Origin of the sequence: Halopseudomonas sp. MFKK-1 (assembly GCF_027474385.1) — a bacterium.
Taxonomy (GTDB): Bacteria; Pseudomonadota; Gammaproteobacteria; order Pseudomonadales; family Pseudomonadaceae; genus Halopseudomonas; species Halopseudomonas aestusnigri.
Genome location: NZ_CP114836.1, coordinates 2,935,348 through 2,954,368 on the forward strand (window position 1 = coordinate 2,935,348; position 19,021 = coordinate 2,954,368).

Annotated in this window: 17 protein-coding genes, 1 tRNA gene and 1 pseudogene; 11 read left to right on the forward strand and 8 right to left on the reverse strand. The window is 61.4% G+C overall.

Annotated features, from left to right (window positions below):
- The first annotated feature begins 49 nt into the window (after positions 1 to 49).
- The 3 genes from tpx to O5O48_RS13700 all read left to right on the forward strand — a co-directional run bounded on the left by tpx (position 50) and on the right by O5O48_RS13700 (position 2,105).
- Complete coding sequence (tpx, locus tag O5O48_RS13690) at positions 50 to 547, forward strand: thiol peroxidase (RefSeq protein WP_233049727.1); 498 nt, start codon at positions 50 to 52, stop codon at positions 545 to 547.
- Between the two features lie 85 nt (positions 548 to 632).
- Positions 633 to 722: transfer RNA gene (locus O5O48_RS13695), tRNA-Ser, on the forward strand.
- Positions 723 to 1,139: 417 nt separating this feature from the next.
- Positions 1,140 to 2,105, forward strand: coding sequence for a calcium/sodium antiporter (locus O5O48_RS13700; protein WP_269688705.1), 966 nt, complete (start codon positions 1,140 to 1,142; stop codon positions 2,103 to 2,105).
- A 144-nt stretch (positions 2,106 to 2,249) separates the two neighbouring features.
- On the opposite strand, the gene O5O48_RS13705 is transcribed toward O5O48_RS13700, so the two are convergent.
- On the reverse strand, positions 2,250 to 3,134 hold the full coding sequence (locus tag O5O48_RS13705; protein WP_088274166.1) for a LysR family transcriptional regulator: 885 nt from the start codon (positions 3,132 to 3,134) through the stop codon (positions 2,250 to 2,252).
- Between the two features lie 105 nt (positions 3,135 to 3,239).
- Here O5O48_RS13705 and O5O48_RS13710 point away from each other — a divergent pair, with 105 nt between their 5' ends.
- Positions 3,240 to 4,766: an NADH-quinone oxidoreductase subunit L gene (locus O5O48_RS13710; protein ID WP_269687295.1), complete on the forward strand. Its 1,527-nt coding sequence runs from the start codon at positions 3,240 to 3,242 to the stop codon at positions 4,764 to 4,766.
- Entirely contained in the window at positions 4,763 to 7,213 is a 2,451-nt protein-coding gene (locus tag O5O48_RS13715) for a YbcC family protein (protein WP_269687296.1), read from the forward strand. The genes O5O48_RS13710 and O5O48_RS13715 overlap by 4 nt, the downstream gene beginning before the upstream one ends.
- A 139-nt stretch (positions 7,214 to 7,352) precedes the next feature.
- Here O5O48_RS13715 and O5O48_RS13720 read toward each other — a convergent pair whose 3' ends face one another.
- The gene (locus O5O48_RS13720) at positions 7,353 to 8,210 is read right to left on the reverse strand and encodes a DUF6671 family protein (protein WP_269687297.1); all 858 of its coding nucleotides are present in this window, start codon (positions 8,208 to 8,210) and stop codon (positions 7,353 to 7,355) included.
- A 97-nt stretch (positions 8,211 to 8,307) separates the two neighbouring features.
- On the opposite strand from O5O48_RS13720, the gene O5O48_RS13725 reads away from it, so the two are divergent.
- Entirely contained in the window at positions 8,308 to 9,231 is a 924-nt protein-coding gene (locus O5O48_RS13725) for a LysR family transcriptional regulator (protein ID WP_269687298.1), read from the forward strand.
- Positions 9,232 to 9,235: 4 nt separating this feature from the next.
- Here O5O48_RS13725 and O5O48_RS13730 read toward each other — a convergent pair whose 3' ends face one another.
- The gene (locus tag O5O48_RS13730) at positions 9,236 to 10,180 is read right to left on the reverse strand and encodes an L-threonylcarbamoyladenylate synthase (RefSeq protein WP_269687299.1); all 945 of its coding nucleotides are present in this window, start codon (positions 10,178 to 10,180) and stop codon (positions 9,236 to 9,238) included.
- 198 nt (positions 10,181 to 10,378) lie between these two features.
- Here O5O48_RS13730 and O5O48_RS13735 point away from each other — a divergent pair, with 198 nt between their 5' ends.
- A complete protein-coding gene (locus tag O5O48_RS13735; protein ID WP_269687300.1) occupies positions 10,379 to 11,335 on the forward strand; it encodes a sensor domain-containing diguanylate cyclase in 957 nt (318 codons plus the stop codon).
- Between the two features lie 60 nt (positions 11,336 to 11,395).
- Here the strand turns inward: O5O48_RS13735 and O5O48_RS13740 are convergent, their stop codons facing one another.
- The 4 genes from O5O48_RS13740 to O5O48_RS13755 form a co-directional block, all read right to left on the reverse strand.
- Positions 11,396 to 12,097, reverse strand: coding sequence for an SDR family NAD(P)-dependent oxidoreductase (locus O5O48_RS13740; protein ID WP_228244828.1), 702 nt, complete (start codon positions 12,095 to 12,097; stop codon positions 11,396 to 11,398).
- Positions 12,097 to 12,621, reverse strand: coding sequence for a DUF3833 domain-containing protein (locus O5O48_RS13745; protein WP_233049717.1), 525 nt, complete (start codon positions 12,619 to 12,621; stop codon positions 12,097 to 12,099). Before O5O48_RS13745 ends, O5O48_RS13740 begins: the two co-directional genes overlap by 1 nt.
- A gap of 531 nt (positions 12,622 to 13,152) precedes the next feature.
- Entirely contained in the window at positions 13,153 to 14,523 is a 1,371-nt protein-coding gene (locus O5O48_RS13750) for a heavy metal sensor histidine kinase (RefSeq protein WP_269687301.1), read from the reverse strand.
- Positions 14,520 to 15,191, reverse strand: coding sequence for a heavy metal response regulator transcription factor (locus O5O48_RS13755; RefSeq protein WP_228244831.1), 672 nt, complete (start codon positions 15,189 to 15,191; stop codon positions 14,520 to 14,522). The genes O5O48_RS13750 and O5O48_RS13755 overlap by 4 nt, the downstream gene beginning before the upstream one ends.
- A 142-nt stretch (positions 15,192 to 15,333) precedes the next feature.
- Between O5O48_RS13755 and O5O48_RS13760 the strand changes: the two genes are divergently transcribed.
- The 4 genes from O5O48_RS13760 to O5O48_RS13775 all read left to right on the forward strand — a co-directional run bounded on the left by O5O48_RS13760 (position 15,334) and on the right by O5O48_RS13775 (position 18,479).
- The gene (locus O5O48_RS13760; RefSeq protein WP_228244832.1) at positions 15,334 to 15,828 is read left to right on the forward strand and encodes a GlcG/HbpS family heme-binding protein; all 495 of its coding nucleotides are present in this window, start codon (positions 15,334 to 15,336) and stop codon (positions 15,826 to 15,828) included.
- A gap of 33 nt (positions 15,829 to 15,861) precedes the next feature.
- Entirely contained in the window at positions 15,862 to 16,272 is a 411-nt protein-coding gene (uraH, locus tag O5O48_RS13765; protein ID WP_088274177.1) for a hydroxyisourate hydrolase, read from the forward strand.
- Positions 16,273 to 16,531: 259 nt separating this feature from the next.
- Positions 16,532 to 17,398 carry a phytanoyl-CoA dioxygenase family protein gene (locus tag O5O48_RS13770; protein WP_269687302.1) on the forward strand — a complete coding sequence of 289 codons (867 nt, stop codon included), beginning with the start codon at positions 16,532 to 16,534 and terminating at the stop codon, positions 17,396 to 17,398.
- A gap of 40 nt (positions 17,399 to 17,438) precedes the next feature.
- Complete coding sequence (locus O5O48_RS13775) at positions 17,439 to 18,479, forward strand: MBL fold metallo-hydrolase (protein WP_269687303.1); 1,041 nt, start codon at positions 17,439 to 17,441, stop codon at positions 18,477 to 18,479.
- Position 18,480: 1 nt separating this feature from the next.
- On the opposite strand, the pseudogene O5O48_RS13780 reads toward O5O48_RS13775, so the two are convergent.
- Positions 18,481 to 18,969 (reverse strand): annotated as a pseudogene (locus tag O5O48_RS13780) (winged helix-turn-helix transcriptional regulator).
- Positions 18,970 to 19,021: the final 52 nt, after the last annotated feature.

The window sequence follows — 19,021 nt, forward strand, 5'->3', positions numbered from 1 at the left end:
CGTTCATTTGAACACCCATGCTGTGCCACGGCACATTGAAGGAGTCATTATGTCCAGCGTTACTCTGCGCGGTAATCCCATCTCCATCGGCGGCACCTTCCCGGTCAAGGGCGACAAGGCTCCGGCCTTTACGCTGGTTGCCAAGGACCTGTCCGACGTCAGCCTGTCCAGCCTGACCGGCAAGCGCAAGATCCTCAACATCTTTCCCAGCGTCGACACCCCGGTTTGCGCGACCTCCATCCGCACCTTCAACGCCAAGGCCAGCAGCCTGGAAAATACCGTTGTGCTGTGCATCTCAGCTGACCTGCCGTTTGCGCAGGCACGTTTCTGCGGTGCCGAAGGTCTGGACAACGTCATCAACCTGTCCACCCTGCGTGGTCGCGAGTTTATCCGCAACTACGGCGTCGACATCGAAAATGGTCCGCTGGCCGGCCTGACCGCGCGCGCTGTTGTGGTTCTGGATGAAGACGACAACGTACTGTACAGCGAGCTGGTCAGCGAAATTGGCCAGGAGCCAGACTACGAAGCCGCACTGGCAGCGCTGTAAGCGCCGGGCGGGCAATGGAATTATCTGAACTCTGTGCGTCTACCCCATTGACTCAGCAGGGATTTCCAGTAACATTGCCGGCCGTGGAGGGATGGCAGAGCGGTTGAATGCACCGGTCTTGAAAACCGGCGAAGGTGAAAGCCTTCCCAGGGTTCGAATCCCTGTCCCTCCGCCATACAATCAAAGAACCCGGCCTTGTGCCGGGTTTTTTGTTTTTCACGAGAGTTCGCGCTGAGATATCTGGCATGATCGACTCCGTGTTACAGGCGAGGAGCGTTATTACTCTGCCATGGCGGCCGCGCAGTGGGGGGCATCGTGCACCGAATTACCCGGTCTGTTCCTCTGCCACCTTTGCCATCTTCCGTCCTGAAGCCCCGTATACAGGGGCTTTGTTGTATCCAGATCTGCCTATCCGTTATTTCGATACGGTATGGGTGGCGCTGTATGTGATTTGTTCCTGTCTTCTGATAGCTTGGCGTGGACCAGCGGGCGTTCGTGTGCCGGATGATGCAGGCACGTGGCACGCTGGCAGGATCTGCAGTTTTGTTCGTTGTCGATAACCCTCTATTTTCTCAGCGAGTTAAATGTCTATATGACGCTGGCAATCATTGCTGTTGTTCTGGGTTTGGTTCTTCTTGTCTGGAGTGCTGATCGTTTCGTCGAAGGATCGGCTTCAACCGCTCGCCATTTCGGTATGCCGCCGCTTCTGATCGGCATGGTGATCGTGGGGTTCGGTACATCGGCCCCAGAGATGGTGGTATCGGCGCTGGCTGCCTCCCAGGGAAACCCGGGGATCGCACTGGGCAACGCGTATGGCTCAAACATAACCAATATCGCCCTGATCCTCGGTGTAACCGCGTTGATCAGTCCTATTGCCGTCCATTCGCAGGTGCTTCGCAAGGAGTTGCCGATTCTGACGGCGGTGACTGCGCTGGCTGCATGGCAGTTATGGGATGGTCATATCTCCCGACTCGACGCCGTCATATTGCTGTGCGTGTTTGCCGGCTTGATGGCCTGGACCATCTGGCAGGGGCTGCGCAAGCAGAGTGATGCGCTGGGAAGCGAAATGCAGCAGGAGCTGGACCAGAGCGTCATGCCAATTCGCCGGGCGGTTTACTGGCTGATTCTGGGGTTGGTACTGCTGATAGTCAGTTCCCGGATCCTGGTTTGGGGGGCCGTCGAGATCGCGCACGTGTTTGGCGTGAGCGACCTGATAATCGGCCTGACAATCGTTGCGGTGGGCACGTCGCTGCCTGAGCTGGCGTCTTCGGTTATCGCGGCTCGCAAAGGCGAGCACGATATCGCCCTTGGCAACATTCTGGGCTCAAATCTCTTCAATACCCTGGCTGTGGTTGGCATCGCAGGCATGATTCATCCATTGTCTGTCGGGCCGGAGGTATTCAATCGAGACATGCTGGTGATGATTGCGCTGACCGTATCGCTGTTTATTGTTGGCTACGGATTTCGCAGCGCCGGGCGTATCAACCGTGTGGAAGGGGCTGCGTTAATGACAGCCTATGTGGCCTACACGACCTATCTGATCAGCACTGTATTCTAGCGCCGGAGTATGTCCGGCTTGTTCTGACTGGCAGCCTGAGATGCCGCGGTGGCCACAATCAGCTGCCGCCCGCCCGACTTTGCTGAAGCCGGGCGGGACTTCGCCGGGTTCTTGTGGCTCTGAGCATGGGAGAGCCTTGGCCGGTCACGCTTCCTGGGCTGCCTGCTGGAGCAGCTCGTCCAGGATACGCAGCCTGAATTGGCGCTCCAGGGTGACCGCAAAGAATTGCTCGGCAACGTCGGGTACCTCGGCGTAGAGTTGCAGCGCGCCGCTGCGCAGTTCGTCCTGCACGACGACCGCCGGCAGCAGGGCAACGTCACCGGAATCCCTGGCAAGCAGGCGCAGCATGGCCATGTCATCCACTTCTGCACATATGGTCGGTTTGAGGCCGTTGCTGTTGCAGTACACCTCGAATTGGCTGCGCACATCGCTGCTGGGGCCTGGAACGATCAAGCGCACCCGTTGCAGATCGCGCTGCAGATCAAACGGGGTTGCATGCTTGCGGGGCGGGCCGATCAGGCACACTGCCTGACGGGCGAGCCGGCGACATTGCCAGCTGCGCTGGTTATCTGCACTCACCGCCTTGTTGGTAAGCACGACGTCCAGTTTATGCACGGTGAGGCGCTCGAGCAGGTCATCGATGCTGCCGGATTCCAGCGTGATGCGCAGATCGTCACGACCGAGAAAGGGTCGCAGCAGGTTTTCCTGGAAGTTCCGCGACAGCGTGGCCACCGCACCAATACGCAGTATCCTGCTGGCCTGCCGGCTGCTTTGCAGTGTGGTTTGCAGTTCGCTGCCAAGGGCAAAGATGTTTTCGGCGTAATCAAGCACCAGCTGGCCTGCTTCGGTGAGCTGCAGGCTCCGCCCGGCGCGCAGGAAGAGTGCATGGCCCAACTGATCTTCCAGCGCGCGGATCTGGGTCGACAGGGCTGACTGGGATACATGCAGGCTTTCGGCAGCACGTGTCAGATTGCCTTCTTTGGCGACGGCCCAAAAGTAGTGCAGGTGGTGGAAATTCAGTCGACGCATCAAGTTCATTCTCTTTTAGCTAACAATCTATTCTTATCTATCTATTTTTATTATTTCAAGCACTCCCCGACACTTGGCCAGTCACGTTGTTGCGGAGTGCCTTTCATGCCGAGTTTGTCCATTTCCCTGCTTCAGTTGCTGCCGATGATCTATGCGGCGGCGCTGCTGCCGGTTGTCCTCGCACGCTCCGTGCGGGCTTTATGGTTGCCTGCACGCGTTGCGACTTTTCTGGCCCTGCTGTTTGTCGTCATGGGCGGATTTGAGGCAGCCTCTGATGGGCTACGCAATGATCGCCTGGGGTTATTGATGGCAGGTCTGATTGGTCTGCTGGCCATGGTGATCGTCGAGTATTCCCATCGCTACCTGGAGGGTGAGGCAGGGCAGCGAAGCTACGTACTCTCGTTGCTGGGGACCCTGGCCTGCGTAGCTACAGTGGTGACCAGCACCGACCTTTATGTGCTGGTGGGTGCCTGGATCCTGTCCAGTCTGTGCCTGCATCAGTTGTTGACCTTCTATCGCGATCGGCCACAGGCAATTGTGGTCGCGCACAAGAAATTTCTCGCCAGCCGGCTTGCCGATATTTGCATGCTGATGGCGACTGTTCTGCTTGTGCGAGCAGCGGGCGACAGCAATATCGTCGTCATCCTGCAGGTGCTTGACGTGCGCTTGCAGGCCGATGGTCAGCCAGGCTGGGACATGCAGTTGGCCGCACTGCTGCTTGCCATGGCGGTGATTCTCAAGTCGGCACAGCTGCCGGTGCATGGCTGGCTGATTCAGGTAATGGAGGCGCCGACGCCGGTATCAGCTCTGCTGCATGCAGGCGTAGTCAATCTGGGTGGTTTTCTTCTGCTGCGCTTCGCACCGCTGTTTTCCGTAACGGTACCGGCGCAGACCCTGCTGGTAGTGGTCGGCGGTTTAACCGCAATGCTGGCGGCACTGGTCATGATGACGCGGGTAAGCATCAAGGTACGCCTGGCCTGGTCCACCTGTGCGCAGATGGGGCTGATGCTGCTCGAATGCGGGCTTGGGCTGTGGGAACTGGCGCTGGTGCACTTGCTGGCCCACTCGCTCTATAAAGCCTATGCCTTCCTGGCAGCCGGAGAAACGGTAGCTCATGCGCGTCATCACGCGCTGCATCCGAAGGTCCCGGTTCCAGCGCTGAGCAGCCTGCTTGTGGCCATTGTGTTGGCTGGCGGCGTGCTGATTGTACTGCAGGCGTTCGTGACGAACCTGTTGCCGGGACATCAATTGCCCCTGGTAGCGTTGGCTATCCTGGCCGTTGGTCTCGCACCCTGGTGCCTGCGTCGCGGCCAACTCGGGTACGGCCTGCTGATGTTTTGCCTGCTGCTTGGCACTTATCTGCTCTGGCATGAGATCGCCGGATGGATACTGGCGCAGCAGTTGAGCCCGGCCCCTGCCGCATTGAACATCTTCGCCGTTGCGCTGTTTCTGACGTTGTATCTGATTCAGGCCCAGATTCTGGCCAATCCTGCGGGTGCTTTGGCCAAGCGTCTGTATCCGCTGGCATTCGCCGGTTTCTCCCTTGATGAACACTTCACCCGCCTGACCTTCCGGGTATGGCCTCCGCGCCCGCAGCACCCTGTTGCCCCGACTCATGGAGATCGCCAATGACCGCGTTTGAATCTTTCACCGGCCTCGACCGGGACGCACTGCACGATGCCGTTCGTCAGTCTTGTGCGAAGATAGCGCCGACCTGGCCGCTGGACCGCATGATCGCCGTCAACCCGCTTTGGGAGCGCAGGGAGCAGGCGTGGCATAGCGTCGCCGAGCAGCTCTGGCAGCGCGCAGGTATCAGCCTGACCCTCAAGCCCGACGACTACCGCAGGGCCTGGCATGACGGGGTCATTGCCGAACGTCATCTTCTGCAAGCGCAAACTGAGCAGGGGGGATCACTCAGCGTCGAGCAATTGTTGCGGGCGCTGGATGAGTCGCCGGCCGACCTCAACGGGCTGCCGCTGCTGGAGGATATGGCCGATCCCAGTATTACGCTGCCGGGATGGCCGGTACTGATCAATCAGCAGATTGGTCAGTGCTGTGCGGCCTGGTTCGACCACGAACAGGCGGACTGGCGGCCAGGCGAAAGCGCCGGTCTTTACCAGGCCTGGCGCGCCAGCATGCTGGAGGACAGGGGATTGAGTGTGCTCAGTGCCTGCCCGCAACTGCATCAGCGTATTGAAGAGCTGCCTTGCGAACCGCTTGCCGCGCTGGCGTTTGCGGTGGAGCGTCTTGGGCTCAAGCCGGATGAGTGGCACCTGTGGTTCGATTGTTTGCTGTTGCGCAGTCTGGGCTGGGCGTCCTGGTGTGCCTATCTGCGCTGGCAGGCCCGATTGCAGGGGGAGGACGATCACTCCGTCATGGCGCTGCTGGCAATCCGCGCGGCCTGGGAGTCGTTGGTCGATGATCGTCAGCGCGGCAACGGCAGCCGTTGGCAACAGTGGCGTGCGGACTGGCAGGCCCGTCTGCACCAGCCGCCATCGGCTGCCTGGCGCGCTTTGCAGTTGTGGCAGCGGGCCGAGGAACTGTCGTGGCAGGAGCAGTTGCATAACCGGCTGTGTCAGACGCAGCCGTCAGCGACGCCCGAGGTTCCGGTAGCCAAGCTGTTCTTCTGTATCGACGTGCGTTCCGAGCCGATGCGGCGGGCGCTGGAGCAGACCTGTCCGGCAATCGAAACGGCGGGCTTTGCCGGCTTTTTCGGGCTGCCGATTGCTTACACGCCGCTGGGAACAGGAGCGACACGCCCGCAGCTACCCGGTCTGCTGGCGCCTCAGCTCCAGGTCAGTGACAGCAGTGGCGATGCGGCAAGGGATCAGCGTCTGACCCTGCTGCGTCAGAGCCGTTTGACCCGCCGGGACCGCTGGCGACTTTTCGAACGACTGCCCGCTTCAACCTTTACCATGGTTGAGAGTATCGGACTGGGATACGCCGGTGCCTTGCTGGGGCGTACCTTCGGGATAACAGGCAACGACGTTGAGCCGCACCGCAGCGCCCTGCAGCTGCGCGAGTGGGCCCAGCTGGCACCGCAGCTACCGGCCATGACAGCAGCGCAGAAGGGTGATCTGGCCGAGCGTATTCTCAAGGCCATGGGGATTTACGGAGCGGTGCCGGCACTGGTTGTGTTACTCGGACACGGCAGTCAGAGCAGTAACAACCCGCAGGCAGCGGGCCTGGATTGCGGCGCCTGTTGCGGGCAAAGCGGCGAGGTCAATGCGCGTCTGCTGGCCAGACTGTTCAACGAACCGGCTGTGCAGGCACAGCTGCGCGAGCGGGGCGTCGACCTGCCACCCCAGTTTCATGCTCTGGCCGGGTTGCACAATACAACCACGGACGAAATTCGGATTTTCGATCCTGAGGCGATTCCGGCGGCCCTTCAGGCCAATTGGCAGCAATTGCGTCAGGCGCTGGATACGGCCACAGCCAAGGTGCGTCAGCAGCGAGCCGCCGGACTTGGAATGGAAGCACTGCAGGACCAGCCTGACAGGTTGTTGAGCCGCCTGCGCCGGCGTGCGCGCGACTGGGCCCAGACCCGGCCGGAGTGGGGGCTGGCCGGCAATGCGGCATTTATTGCCGCGCCGCGTTCCAGAACCCGTGGTATCGATCTGCAGGGGCGTGCCTTTTTGCATGACTATGACTGGCGTCAGGACGAAGGCGGCGGGGTGCTGGAGCTGATCATGACCGCGCCGATGGTGGTAGCCCACTGGATCAACCTTCAGTACTTCACGTCCACTACGGACAACCTGCGGTTCGGCAGTGGCAACAAGCTGCTTCACAACGTGGTGGGGGGGCATATCGGCGTGTTCGAGGGGAACGGCGGCGATCTGCGGATCGGCCTCGCCAAACAATCGCTGCACGATGGCAAGCAGTGGATGCATCGGCCGCTGCGGCTGCAGGCCGTGATTGAAGCGCCCCGGGCGATGATCGATGAGGTGATCTCCACTCATCAGGCGGTGCGTGACCTCGTCCACAATGGCTGGCTTGAATTGCTGCGCATGGATGGCACGCCGCTGCGGCTGGAGCGTCGCACGGCCGGGGGCTGGCAGCCGCTGCCCGGGTTTGAATAGAGTGGGTGGTCGCGCTGTACCGCCAAGCGGTGCAGCGCGCCTGGAATTCGGGCGGTTGGTTATCTGTCCGGGTGCGACATGATGTTGGCTGCAGCTTATGCAGGAAGGGTATGGCCGAGCGCCCGGTCGGCCATTGTCGTTACGGATTGCAGCGTTCGCAGTGCCCGGGGTCGGCGAGTTGGTTGGTAGCGATGCGTTCCTGGTACTCGCACGCGGGGCATTCCCAGATATAGGCCGCCGCCAGGGGAGTGCTCAGGTCGCAATCGGCACATGACAGGCCAGGCTCGCTGCGTGCGATGGCGTAGCCCGGCGCACTGCAGCGAGGGCAAAGACTGCCCAGCTGTTTTGCCAGTTGCTCGCCTGCCTCGCGGATCATCTGCTGGCGCAGGGGGTTGAGGTGGGCCCGCATGTCGGTTTCGAGCCAGACCGCTGGGTGCTGACTGAGCAGGGTAGCGATCTTGTCCAGCAACCAGTCGCGGTCGCGGATGCCTTTCTGGAACCAGGGTTCATCCGGTCGCCCGAGAATCAGTGCATGTGAAGGGAAGCGTGTCCTTTGCATGAAGGATTCTGCGGCCTGCAGGCTGTCGATCTCGCCCTGCGCATAATTTGTAGCCCCCGAGCTGGCCATGACGTAGACGGCATACTGGCGTTCGTCGTCCCACAGGCAAAGGATCTCGTAATTCCATGGCATCCAGCCAAGATGCGGATCGGGGCCGAAGCTGCCCTCGCTGCCCAGACCGTAGCGCGTTGCTGCCAGAGAACAGGCCAGTTTGGCCTTGCGAAGTGCGGTGTCGTGGGCACTGCCCTGGCGCGGTATTTCCCGGCTGAAGGTGCCGAAATTATCGGTGTCGTAGCTGCTGATCGGCTGGACATCCAGACCCAGCGGAGCCAGGGCATCGGAGACCAGATGCGCCTTGTCGTGGCAGGTCAGGAAAGCGACGCAATGCGCCGGAGATTGGGCCGCTTGATGCGCTGGACGGGCGAAAGTGATGTTCATGAGCAAGGTCTCCTTGCAGGGATCTTGCATGCAGTTTGAACAGTAATGGCTATAGTAAAAAATAGATTATTTGGCAGGAAACCATAGTCAAGAAGCTATGAAAAGACAGCATTTCCACACGCGCCAAACGACCTTCAGACAGCTGGAAACCTTTCTGGTGGTTGCCGAGCGTCTCAGCGTAACGGAGGCGGCACGCGTGCTGCATCTGGCCCAGCCGTCGGTATCGACACAGATTGCCAAACTGGAACAATCGCTCGGTTTGAAGCTGTTCGAGCAGATTGGCAAGCGCCTGCATCTGACCGATGCCGGTAAAGAAGTGCAGGCTGGCGCCCGGCAGATTTTTGCCGCGCTGGATCACCTTGATATGCGCCTGGCCCACCTTAACGGCCTGACTGCAGGCCAGTTGCGTCTGGGCGCCGTTACCACGGCAAAGTATCTGGTACCGCGCCTGCTGGGACCGTTCTGCCGCCAGTATCCCCAGGTCGAGGTGGAGTTGAATATCGCCAACCGCTCCGAGGTGATTCGCCGCCTCGAACGCAATCTGGATGATCTGTATGTGTTCAGCCAGCCACCCAGACACCTTGATCTGGATGTCATTCCCCTCGCTGACAACCCGCTGGTAGTTATTGCGCCTGCAGGGCATCGGTATGCCGGCAAACGCCTGCGCTGGGAGCAGCTTGTTGATGAGCCCTTCCTCAGCCGAGAACCCGGATCGGGCACAAGGCTGGCTGTCGAGGAGCACTTTGCCCGTTTTGGCTGGACTGTGCGTCCGCAGATGACGATCGAAAGTAATGAGGCGATCAAGGAGTCTGTCGCCGCAGGGTTGGGCATCGCCATTCTGTCACGGCATACCCTTATTCATACCGCGCCTGGCAATCTCGTCGAGCTTGATGTGGAGGGGTTTCCGATTCCGAATCGCTGGTACCTGGTGCGCTGGCGAACCAAGAACCCGTCTCCCGCAGCGCAGGCATTCAGCCGTTTTGCCGAGATACCATCCGATACGCCAGCTCTGCCGCAATAGCCACTCAGTTCAGGCGCTGGCTGGCACGCGCCAGTCGGTCGTGCACTGCCGCCCAGGCCTCGTCCGACGGCGGCAATTGAATATACAGGCGCCTCAGGTCAAGTGCGTCCAGCTCATAGAGTGCTGCATACAGGTTGGCAGCATAAACGTGGGGATCTGCGCCGAGATCCAGTGCCGGGCCATGGGTGGGTTGCGCGTTTGTGCACCATAGCCAGCCACTATCCGCCGACCCAAGCGCTTCAGTTGGCGTCTCCCGGAACGTCAGCGTGGTGGTTGTCGGTGCATAGTGCCGGTGGTGCTGACCCGGTGCACGAGGGCCACCGTCCCGGTCCGCCAGCGGCTGACCCAGAACAGCCTCCAGTGCAGACTGGCCCAGCATGCCGGTGCGCAACAGGCGAGGGCGATCACCCGGAAGAACGCTGACAATGGTCGATTCCAGGCCTACCTGGCAGCTTCCTCCGTCGAGAATCAGCAGGTCACTGCCGGCAAACTGCTGCGCCACATGGGCTGCACAGGTCGGGCTGATGGACATGTAACGGTTGGCCGACGGCGCAACCAGAGCACCGCCAAATGCGCTCAGCAGCGCCCGTGCTGTGGGATGAGCCGGAACCCGCAGGGCGACGCTGTCCTGGCCGGCGGTGACCAGACGTGATACCTCGTCGCGTGCGGGCAGGACCAGTGTCAGCGGTCCCGGCCAGCACGCGGCCATCAGCTCTTTGGCTGCAGTCGGTACGACAGATGCCCACTCAGTGGCCTGTGCGGCGTTTTCCAGATGCACGATTAACGGATTGTTGCCAGGGCGGCCCTTGAGTGCGAATACCTGTTGCACCGCCGTGTCCTGACGGGCATCGGCGGCGAGTCCGTAGACGGTTTCGGTGGGCATCGCGACCAGTTGGCCGGCGCGCAACCGGGCAGCGCAGTCGTTGAGGTTCTCGGTAATCCGGGGCATTGGAGCAGCGTTTCTGTGGTGGCGGAAAGCTCGGCATTATACGCCTTTGGCTGCGTCAGCGGATCTTTGCGCGGCGCTTGTGCGAAGAGCTGGGGCTGATAATGGCGTATTCATAAATGCCCGGGAGAACAGGGTTGCTGATATGCTTGCCCGGTTGGGTTCGCGTTACGCGCACTCGCCGGTTTCTAGGGGTGAATAATGGCCGCTGAAGTAGTAGTCGAGCGAGTAGGGAATGCAGGCGAAGGTGCCACTGACGGCTTCTTTCGTGCGGTACTGGACGGTCTGGAAGACCAGATTGCCGTGCTTAATGAACTGGGCGTAATCGTTTTTGTTAATCACACCTGGCGCACTGTGGCACAGTCCAATGGCGTGGCTCCGGAGTTTGACTGGACTGGGCTGAATTATCTCAGTGTCTGCCGTTCGGCCATCCGTTGCGGAGACGCCGATGCCTCATCCGTCGCGGATGCACTGGAAGATCTTATATCCGGTCGCGCGGAGACCTTCTATCACGAATATCCGTGCCATACCCCTGAAGCGAAACAGTGGTTCATTCTCAGGGGCGCACGTACCCTTTTTTCAGGCAAGGTTTACGTCGTCCTCAGTCATCACAATATCACCCGTCGCAAGCTGAGCGAGCAGGCAGCCGAACACTCAGCTCACCACGACCCTCTGACCGCACTGGCCAACCGCCGCGGTTTTCAGACCTTCCTGGCCAAGGCGTGGCGTCGTGCCCGGCGTGCGATCAGCCCCATCAGCGTGCTGATCATCGATCTGGACAACTTCAAGTCTTTCAATGACAGCCTGGGCCATCTTGAAGGAGATCAGGCACTGGTGAAAGTCGGCGCAGTGCTGGCGGCGTGCGCGCGCCGGGAAACAGATATGGCGGCGCGCTTTGGCGGCGACGAATTCGTGCTGGTGATGCCGGATACCGATGCCGCCGGGGCCGAGACAGTTGCGCGAAAAATCGTTGACGAGGTTAATCGTCTGCACCTTGTTTGCGCTGATGGGGTTCAGGTCAGAGCCAGCGTCGGTTTGGCAAGTCGCATTCCCGAGCAGGCGCAGGACTGTCCTGATCGCTATGCGCTGCTGCAGCTGGCCGACGATGCCCTCTACAAGGTCAAGGACAGTGGCGGTGGGGCTGTGCGCCAGGGCTAGCGAGAGGGAGGTGCGCAGCAAACCCGACTCTCCAGCCATGCAGCAGCCCTCGACTGCCGGTTACCACTCGATGCGCTCGCCGTTGTAAGTGAAAAAACCGCCGCTATCGGCTGGCGTGCCGTTGTCGATAACGGCCAGCAGCTCCCGGGCCGCCTGTGCGGCGGGACGCGCTGCAGCGGCGCCACGAAACGGCTGGGACAGCGCTGACTGGACGGTGCCCGGATGCAGACTCAGCAGCCGCGCCCTGGGCGCACGTCGAGCCAGCTCGATGGAGGCGGTTTTGATCAGCATGTTCAACGCCGCCTTGGACGCGCGATAGGCATACCAGCCACCCAGCCGGTTATCACCAATGCTGCCGACTTTGGCAGAGAGCAAGGCCATGGCGCCCTGAGGATCCAGCAGCGGCAGGAAATCGCGCAGCAACAGCGCCGGCCCCAGCGTATTGACCTGAAAAACCGCCTGCAGGGCGTCTGCATCCAGTGCTGACAGGCTCTTTTCCGGCCGGATGCCCGGGCGATGGAGCAAGCCGCTGCTGACGATGATCAGGTGGTACGGCGCGTGCTGTGCAACGGCCTCAGCAGCCCGGGGAATGGAGGCTGCATCTTCCAAATCCAGCGGGGGCGCGCTGTTGCGGCTCAAGCGCGTCACCAGCGCACACCCCGGATCAGCTTCAAGCGCATCACAGAAGGCCTGACCCAGCGCGCCGCTGGCGCCGATGACCAGTGCGCGATACCCGTTGCCGAATGATTTAAGCGCTGTCATCAGTTCTGGCGACGGAAGAACAGGGTTACCTGGCCCAGCTCGACGCCGAACTTCAGCATGCTTGATCGGTTGATCAGGGTATCTTCGTCCATCAGGTACATCCAGTCGTCAAAGGTCACCACATAGGTAGTGTCGTCGACCGGCAGGTTGAGCTGGTATTGCCAACGCAGGGCGTTACCCGCCAGTTCACCGATGGCTTCGCCGACCACGTCATCGGCGGTACCGCGCCAGCGGTCGGTGCCATCCGGGGTCAGGGTCCAGACCCGCTGCTGGGTGGTGCCGTCGCTGTAGAGAAAGCGCTCATCGAGAATCAGGCGATCGCCGTCGCGTTGGCTGGTGATGTCGACATGGAAGCGCTTGATGACCTGACCGCTGCGGTCCTGGAAGATACCCCAGGCTTCGACCGGGCGGTCGAAGAAGCTGATCAGATCCAGTTTCGGTTGTTCGCCTGCATAATCCTGCACCGTGACGCTGCCGCAGCTGGCAAGCCACAGACAGCAAAAAAGCACCAGAAGCCGTTTCATGTTCCACCTCGTATTCGGGGTCAAGATTGCCTGATACCGTTAACTACGCCAACGCACCAGGGCGTGGCCGGACGAGCACCGGGCGCTAACGACAAATCCTATACGTAATATTTGTGATGTACAGCATTTGAATAACTTTTACCTGTACCTTTATCGGCACAAACCCGCGCGATGGTTGTTTTACCGGGGATGGCGTGAAGGCAGGAAAGCCGTAGAGGCGAGGTTGTACAACGGCCTGGCAGCGAGCTGAAAGCGAGGAGCGGGGTGACCGTCAGCGAGGCTGACGGTCGGGAGTGGCAACGACAGGGCTTACTGGCGTTCGAGGTGCTTGGCGTGCATCTGGCGCAGACGTTCGCTGCCATCTTCGGCGTGGGCAGACAGGGTGGTCATGAACAGGGCAGACAAGGTCAGGGCAATCAGGTATTTCATCGGGGATTCTCTCCGGGCTGTGCGCGGTGACCGTCACCGCATTGCCTGGCCACGATAGGGCACCGCCGGGAACCGCCGGATGACCCGGGGATTACAGTGTTGTCATGTTGTGGTGTGCGGGAACACCAGTTCAAACCGTACGCCGTCGTCCTCGTTGGTGACGCTGGCGTAGCCACCATGCTGGCGCATGATTGCCTGCACTATGGCCAGCCCCAGCCCGCCGGTGCTGCCCGGCGCGCTGCGCGAAGGGTCAGCCCGATAAAAGCGGTCGAACAGGTGGGCCAGATGGGGCTGTTCAATGTGGGCGCCCCGGTTGGTTACCGCAAGCACACACTGGCCTTCGCTGTGGGCGCTGCTGATGGTAATGTCGCTGCCGGTATCGGCGTGACGGATGGCGTTGGCAATCAGGTTGGCAAGGGCCCTGGTCAGCATCTCCGGGTCGGCCTGCAGGCTTCCCTGACAGTGGTTTTGCAGCCTCAGACCGTGCTCCTCGGCCATGTCCTCGAAGTAGTCGCACAGCCGTGCAGTCAGATCGTGCAGATCGACCGTTTGACGTTGCACTGCGGTGGTCGGGTGCTCACTGCGGGCCAGAAACAGCAGGCTATCGATCATTCTCGCCAGGCGTTCAAACTCCTCCAGGTTGGACTCCAGCACCTGCTCATAGCGGTTGACCGAACGGGCCTTGCTCAGCACCTGCTGGGTCTGGCCTATCAGGTTGTTCAGCGGGGTTCGCATCTCGTGGGCCAGATCGGCCGAGAAGCGCATCAGCTGTTGATAGGCAGCGTCGATACGTGTCAGCGCCTGATTCAGGTTGTGCTCAAGCCCATCGAGTTCGGCGTAGGTACTGCCGGTGTGCAGGCGGGTGTGCAGCCGAGCGGCATCCAGCTCGGCGGCCTGTGCCGCGAGTTGGCGCAGCGGGCGCAGACCGCGACGGCTGATCAGGGCGGCAAGCACAAAGCTGAGCAGGCCCGCGCAGAGCAGGGCGATGAACAGATTGTTGCGGTAGGCCGCCAGCATGTTCTCGCGCTCGCTGAGCAGATGCCCGGCCACCAGCGTCAGCGTCTGGCCGTGGATACGGCTTTGCTGGGTAACCAGTCGATAGGATGGCTCACCCGAGCCCTCGTGAAAATGCGGCTCCGGGCCGGCGTGCAGATCCGGTAATGGCAGTTCGCGGGGATTGATGCTGATCAGTACCGTGCCGCTGCTATCGAGCACCCAAAGGAAATGTTCGGTATTGCCGAGCATGTTGGCGTACAGCTCGGGTCGTGCACGCAACGCCTGTATATCCGCTGCGTCGCGCAGCAGGTTCGCCATGCGGTCGAGCCGTCCGAGCAGGGTCTGGTCATCGCGCCAGGCAATTTCCTGCTGCAGCGAGCGGTACAGATACAGACCGATGCCCCCGAGCACCAGCAGGCTGACCAGTGCGAAGGCCAGCGCAAGGCGCAGGCTGAGTGAGCGCCGCCAACGGTTCATGGGGCCTCGTCCAGCTTGTAACCCATGCCGCGTACGGTGTGAATCAGCTTGAGATCAAACGGGTCATCAAGCTTGGCGCGCAGACGGCGCACGGCAACGTCAACCACATTGGTGTCGCTCTCGAAATTGATATTCCAGACCTCCGAGGCGATGCGGCTGCGCGACATGACTTCACCGGGGTGGCTGACCAGCAACTGCAACAGTGCAAATTCGCGGTTGGTCAGATGAATGCGCTGGCCCTGGCGGTGTACCTGTCGCCGCAGAAGGTCGACCTGCAGGTCCGCCAGCCGGTAGAACTCGACCTCACGCAGGGGTGCCCGGCGCAGCAGGCTGCGCACGCGGGCCAGCAGTTCGGCGTAGGAGAACGGTTTGACCAGATAGTCGTCGGCCCCCAATTCCAGACCCTTTACCCGGTCCTCAACGCTGTCGCGGGCGGTCAGGAACAGCACTGGCGTGTCGGCGCGGCTGCGGATCAGACGCAGCAACTGCCAGCCGTCCATACCGGGCAGCATGACGTCGAGTATCACCAGATCAAAACGGTCTTCTTCCATCAGATGGCGCGCATCAAGGCCGTTGAGCGCGATGTCGACCTGAAAGCCGGACTCGCTCAGTCCGCGTTGCAGGTACTCGGCTGCCTTGGGTTCATCTTCTGCCACCAGAATGCGCATCGTGTTCTCCTCGTTCAGGCTGACAGAGTAGAGCCAAGCGCGCCGGATGCCCATTACAAAAGCGTAATCTGCCGGCAATGCTACCGATGGCCTGGGCGCTGCAGCATGCGGCTGTGCTTGAGCAACCCAGGAGATTCCGCAGATGCACATATCCAAACCAGTCCTTGCGCTGGCCGTCGGCCTTGGCGCCGGTGCCGTGCAGGCCGACACCGTTGCCATTGCCAGCCGCCCCGACCTCACGCTGTCACTGGCCAATCAACTGGCCGATGCCACGCTCGCGGCCTGCCACGCCCGGCAGCGAACCGCTGTGGTGGCCGTGGTCGACCGGTCCGGCCAACTGGTCAGCCTGCAGCGTGACGACAACGTAGGTCCGCACAACACCGTTGCTGCCCAGCGCAAGGCCTTTACCGCGCTGTCGACCAAGACACCAACGCTGCTGCTCGCCGAGCGAGCCCGAAGTAATGCTGATGCTGCCAACCTCACGACCCTTGATGAGCTGTTGCTGCTGGGTGGGGGTGTGCCCGTGCTGGTCGACGGCGCAGTCATCGGCGCGGTGGGCGTGGCCGGTGCTGGCGGCGCCGAAACCGATCAGGCCTGCGCCCAGAGCGCTATTTCACAGGTATTCCCGGCGCAATAACGCGCATTTATCTCACTGTCTGGAGTTATGTTGATGAATCGTATCCTTGTTACCGCTGGCGCTGTGCTGCTGGCAACCATGAGCAGCCTGGCCGCCGCCGCGAACAACCCGCTCAGCGTGCACGTACTCAATCTTGAGAGCGGCTTGCCGTCACCGGACGTTCAGGTAACGCTGGAGCGTCTGCAGGGTGAGCAATGGCAGGCACTCAGCGAAGGTGTGACCAACGCACAGGGCCGCATTACCGGGCTGTATCCGGACGATCAGACGCTCACGGACGGCACCTACCGCGTGACCTTCAAAACCGGTGACTGGTTTGCGAAGCAGCAGGCCAAGACCTTCTTCCCGGAAGTGCCGGTGATCTTCGAGGTGGATGCCTCTGTACCCCATTACCACATCCCGCTGCTGCTCAGCCCCTATGGGTTCTCAACCTATCGCGGCAACTGAGCGATTGGTGCCCCCTGGGGCGCTGCCCGCCGGTAGCGCCCCAATCATTTGTTCTCTGAATAGCCCCTCAACAGCAGACTGACCAGTCCGGTAATTGGCAGGATCGTCCGCCTTGTGCCCCTTATCAGGGGAGCCAGCCTCTCTACAATGGGGTATCGCCGCGCTGCGCTTGGCGCGGTCATCGCATCGTTCACGTCCACCGATGCCGACAGGTGCCTCGCATCTGCGCGTCGGCCAACAACGACAACAGGGGGCGGGCATGAGTCAGCGTGTGTTATCCGGTGACAGTGAGTACCTTAAAAGCGGCTACGCCAAGGCTTACCAGTCGACTGCCGGCAGTCAGGAGGCGGTCGATGCCGCCGAGCTTGAGCGGCTGCATTCAGCACTGTTGCGCGACGGCTATGTGATTCTGGAGCGAATTGTCCCCGAGGCACAGGTCGAGCAGATCAGCGCCGAGTTGCGCAGCCTGTTGCCCGCGCACTGCGGGCGCAACGATTTCGAGGGCACGCTGACCCAGCGGCTCTACGCGGTGATTACCAAGACCCTGGCCTGCAACCCGCTGGTGGAACATCCGCTGGTGCTGGGGTTGCTGGATCGAGTACTGGCGCCGAATTATCTGCTGTCGCAGTTGCAGGTGATCAACATTCTGCCCGGCGAGCAGGCGCAACCGCTGCATCACGACGATGCCTTCTACCCGGTGCCGCGTCCACGTCCGCATTTCGGCGCGGCGACCATTATCGCGATGGACGACTTTACCGCCGACAACGGCGCAACCGTGGTGATCCCCGGCAGCCATACCTGGGACGGTCATGCGCCAACGCCCGACGACTGCGCCAGGTCGATCCCGGTGATCATGCCCAAGGGTTCGATGGTGCTGTTTCTCGGCACCCTCTGGCATGGCGGTGGCGCCAACCAGAGCGCCGCACCGCGTCTTGCCGTGACCGCGCAGTACTGCGAGCCCTGGGTACGTCAGCAGGAGAACTTCAGCCTGTCTGTTCCGCTGCCGCGCGCCCGCGAATGCAGTCCGCATATTCAGCGGATGCTGGGATATTCGATCCACCCGCCGTTCATGGGCATGGTCAACGGCATGCATCCCAGGCGGCTGCTGGAAGACAAGCCCAGCTGACCCACTCCTCACTCACTCCTGATCAAGAAGCAGTAACGCTATGGCTACAGACGGTCTGATTTATCCGCTTACCACGCCTGCACTGGGCGCGACGCTGGAGGTGCAGCCGGGCGTGCTGTGGATTCGCATGCCGCTGCCGTTCAGGCTGGATCACGTGAACCTCTGGGCGCTGCGTGACCGAGATGGCTGGACGCTGGTCGATACCGGCGTCTGGACAAAGCAGGCGATGGCCGTCTGGGAACAGCTGTTTGATGAGGTATTGGCTGGCCTGCCGGTGACGCGCGTGATTTGTACTCACCGCCATGCCGATCATGCCGGTCTGGCCGGCTGGCTGGTCGAGCGTTTTGGCTGCGAGCTGTGGATGCCGCATATCGAATATCACGCCTGCAACGCGGCGCGGCTGCAGGGCCGGGAAGCCCCCGAGGTGGAGCTGGCGTTCTACCGTCGTGCCGGCTGGAATGACAGCGCGCTTGCTTACTGGCGCGACAACTACGGCGGTATCTCCAGCATGGTGCACCCGTTGCCCGAGCGCTTCCGCCGTATCGGTGACGGCGACGTTCTGAGCATTGGCGAGCACGACTGGCAGGTGATCGTCGGTCAGGGCCATACCGCCGAGCATGCCTGCCTGTATTGCGCCGAGCTTGGGTTATTCATCTCCGGCGATCAGGTATTGCCGCTGATTTCATCCAACGTATCGGTGCAGGCCCGCGAGCCGGATGGCGACCCGCTGGGCGAGTGGATGGTCTCAATGCGCCGGATTCGCGACAGGGTCAGGGACCGCGTGCTGGTGCTGCCCTCCCACAACGATTGCTTCCGCGGCCTGCACGCGCGAATCAATGATCTGGTAGACAGTCAGCAGCGCCTGCTGGAGCGGCTGCATGCCGAACTGCGCGAACCCCGCCGCAGTGTCGATATTTTCGAGTGTCTGTTTGGTCGGCCGATTGGCATGGATGACGGCATCGTGCTGGCGCTGGCGACCGGTGAAAGCCGCGCCAACCTCAACTGCCTGATTGCGCAGGGCCAGGTCGAAATGCAGCGCGATGCCCACGGTGTGGAGTGGTATCAGGCCTGCGGGCACTGAATCAGGTGGTCAACACTGGGCGAGCGTGCTTACAGCCAAGCCGCTCGCGCATCGCGTCGCTGGCGGCCGGCCCCGGCTGCAGTGTGCACTGTTGCGGCGCGAGCACGCGGCCATCCTCCGGGTCGGTAAAGGCCAACTGCAAGCGCCTGCCGATGTCACGATCCGCCACCTGCACGCTTTCGCCCTCAGCGGCATAGTGGCGATTGCCCCAGTCAACGAAGGCAAAATCTTCCCCCTTGGCCGTCGGCACGCTCTAGTAGCGCAGTGGCCGCTGGCTGTAAGGCACCCGTTCCAGCATCCCGGCCTCGACCAGTGCGCTGAGACGGCGGGTCAGCATGTTCGGTGCAATGCCTAAACTCTGAGAGAACTGGTCGAACCGGCGCAGCCCTTGCAGGGCGTCACGCATCGGCAAAATACTCCACCACTCGCGAACCTGATCCAGGCTGCGGGCAATGGGGCATTCGACGTGGGTGAGCTTGTTTCGCTGCATGAATGTGATCGTCCGGTTGCATACAAGATACCGTCTTGGGGGACTCTGTGCT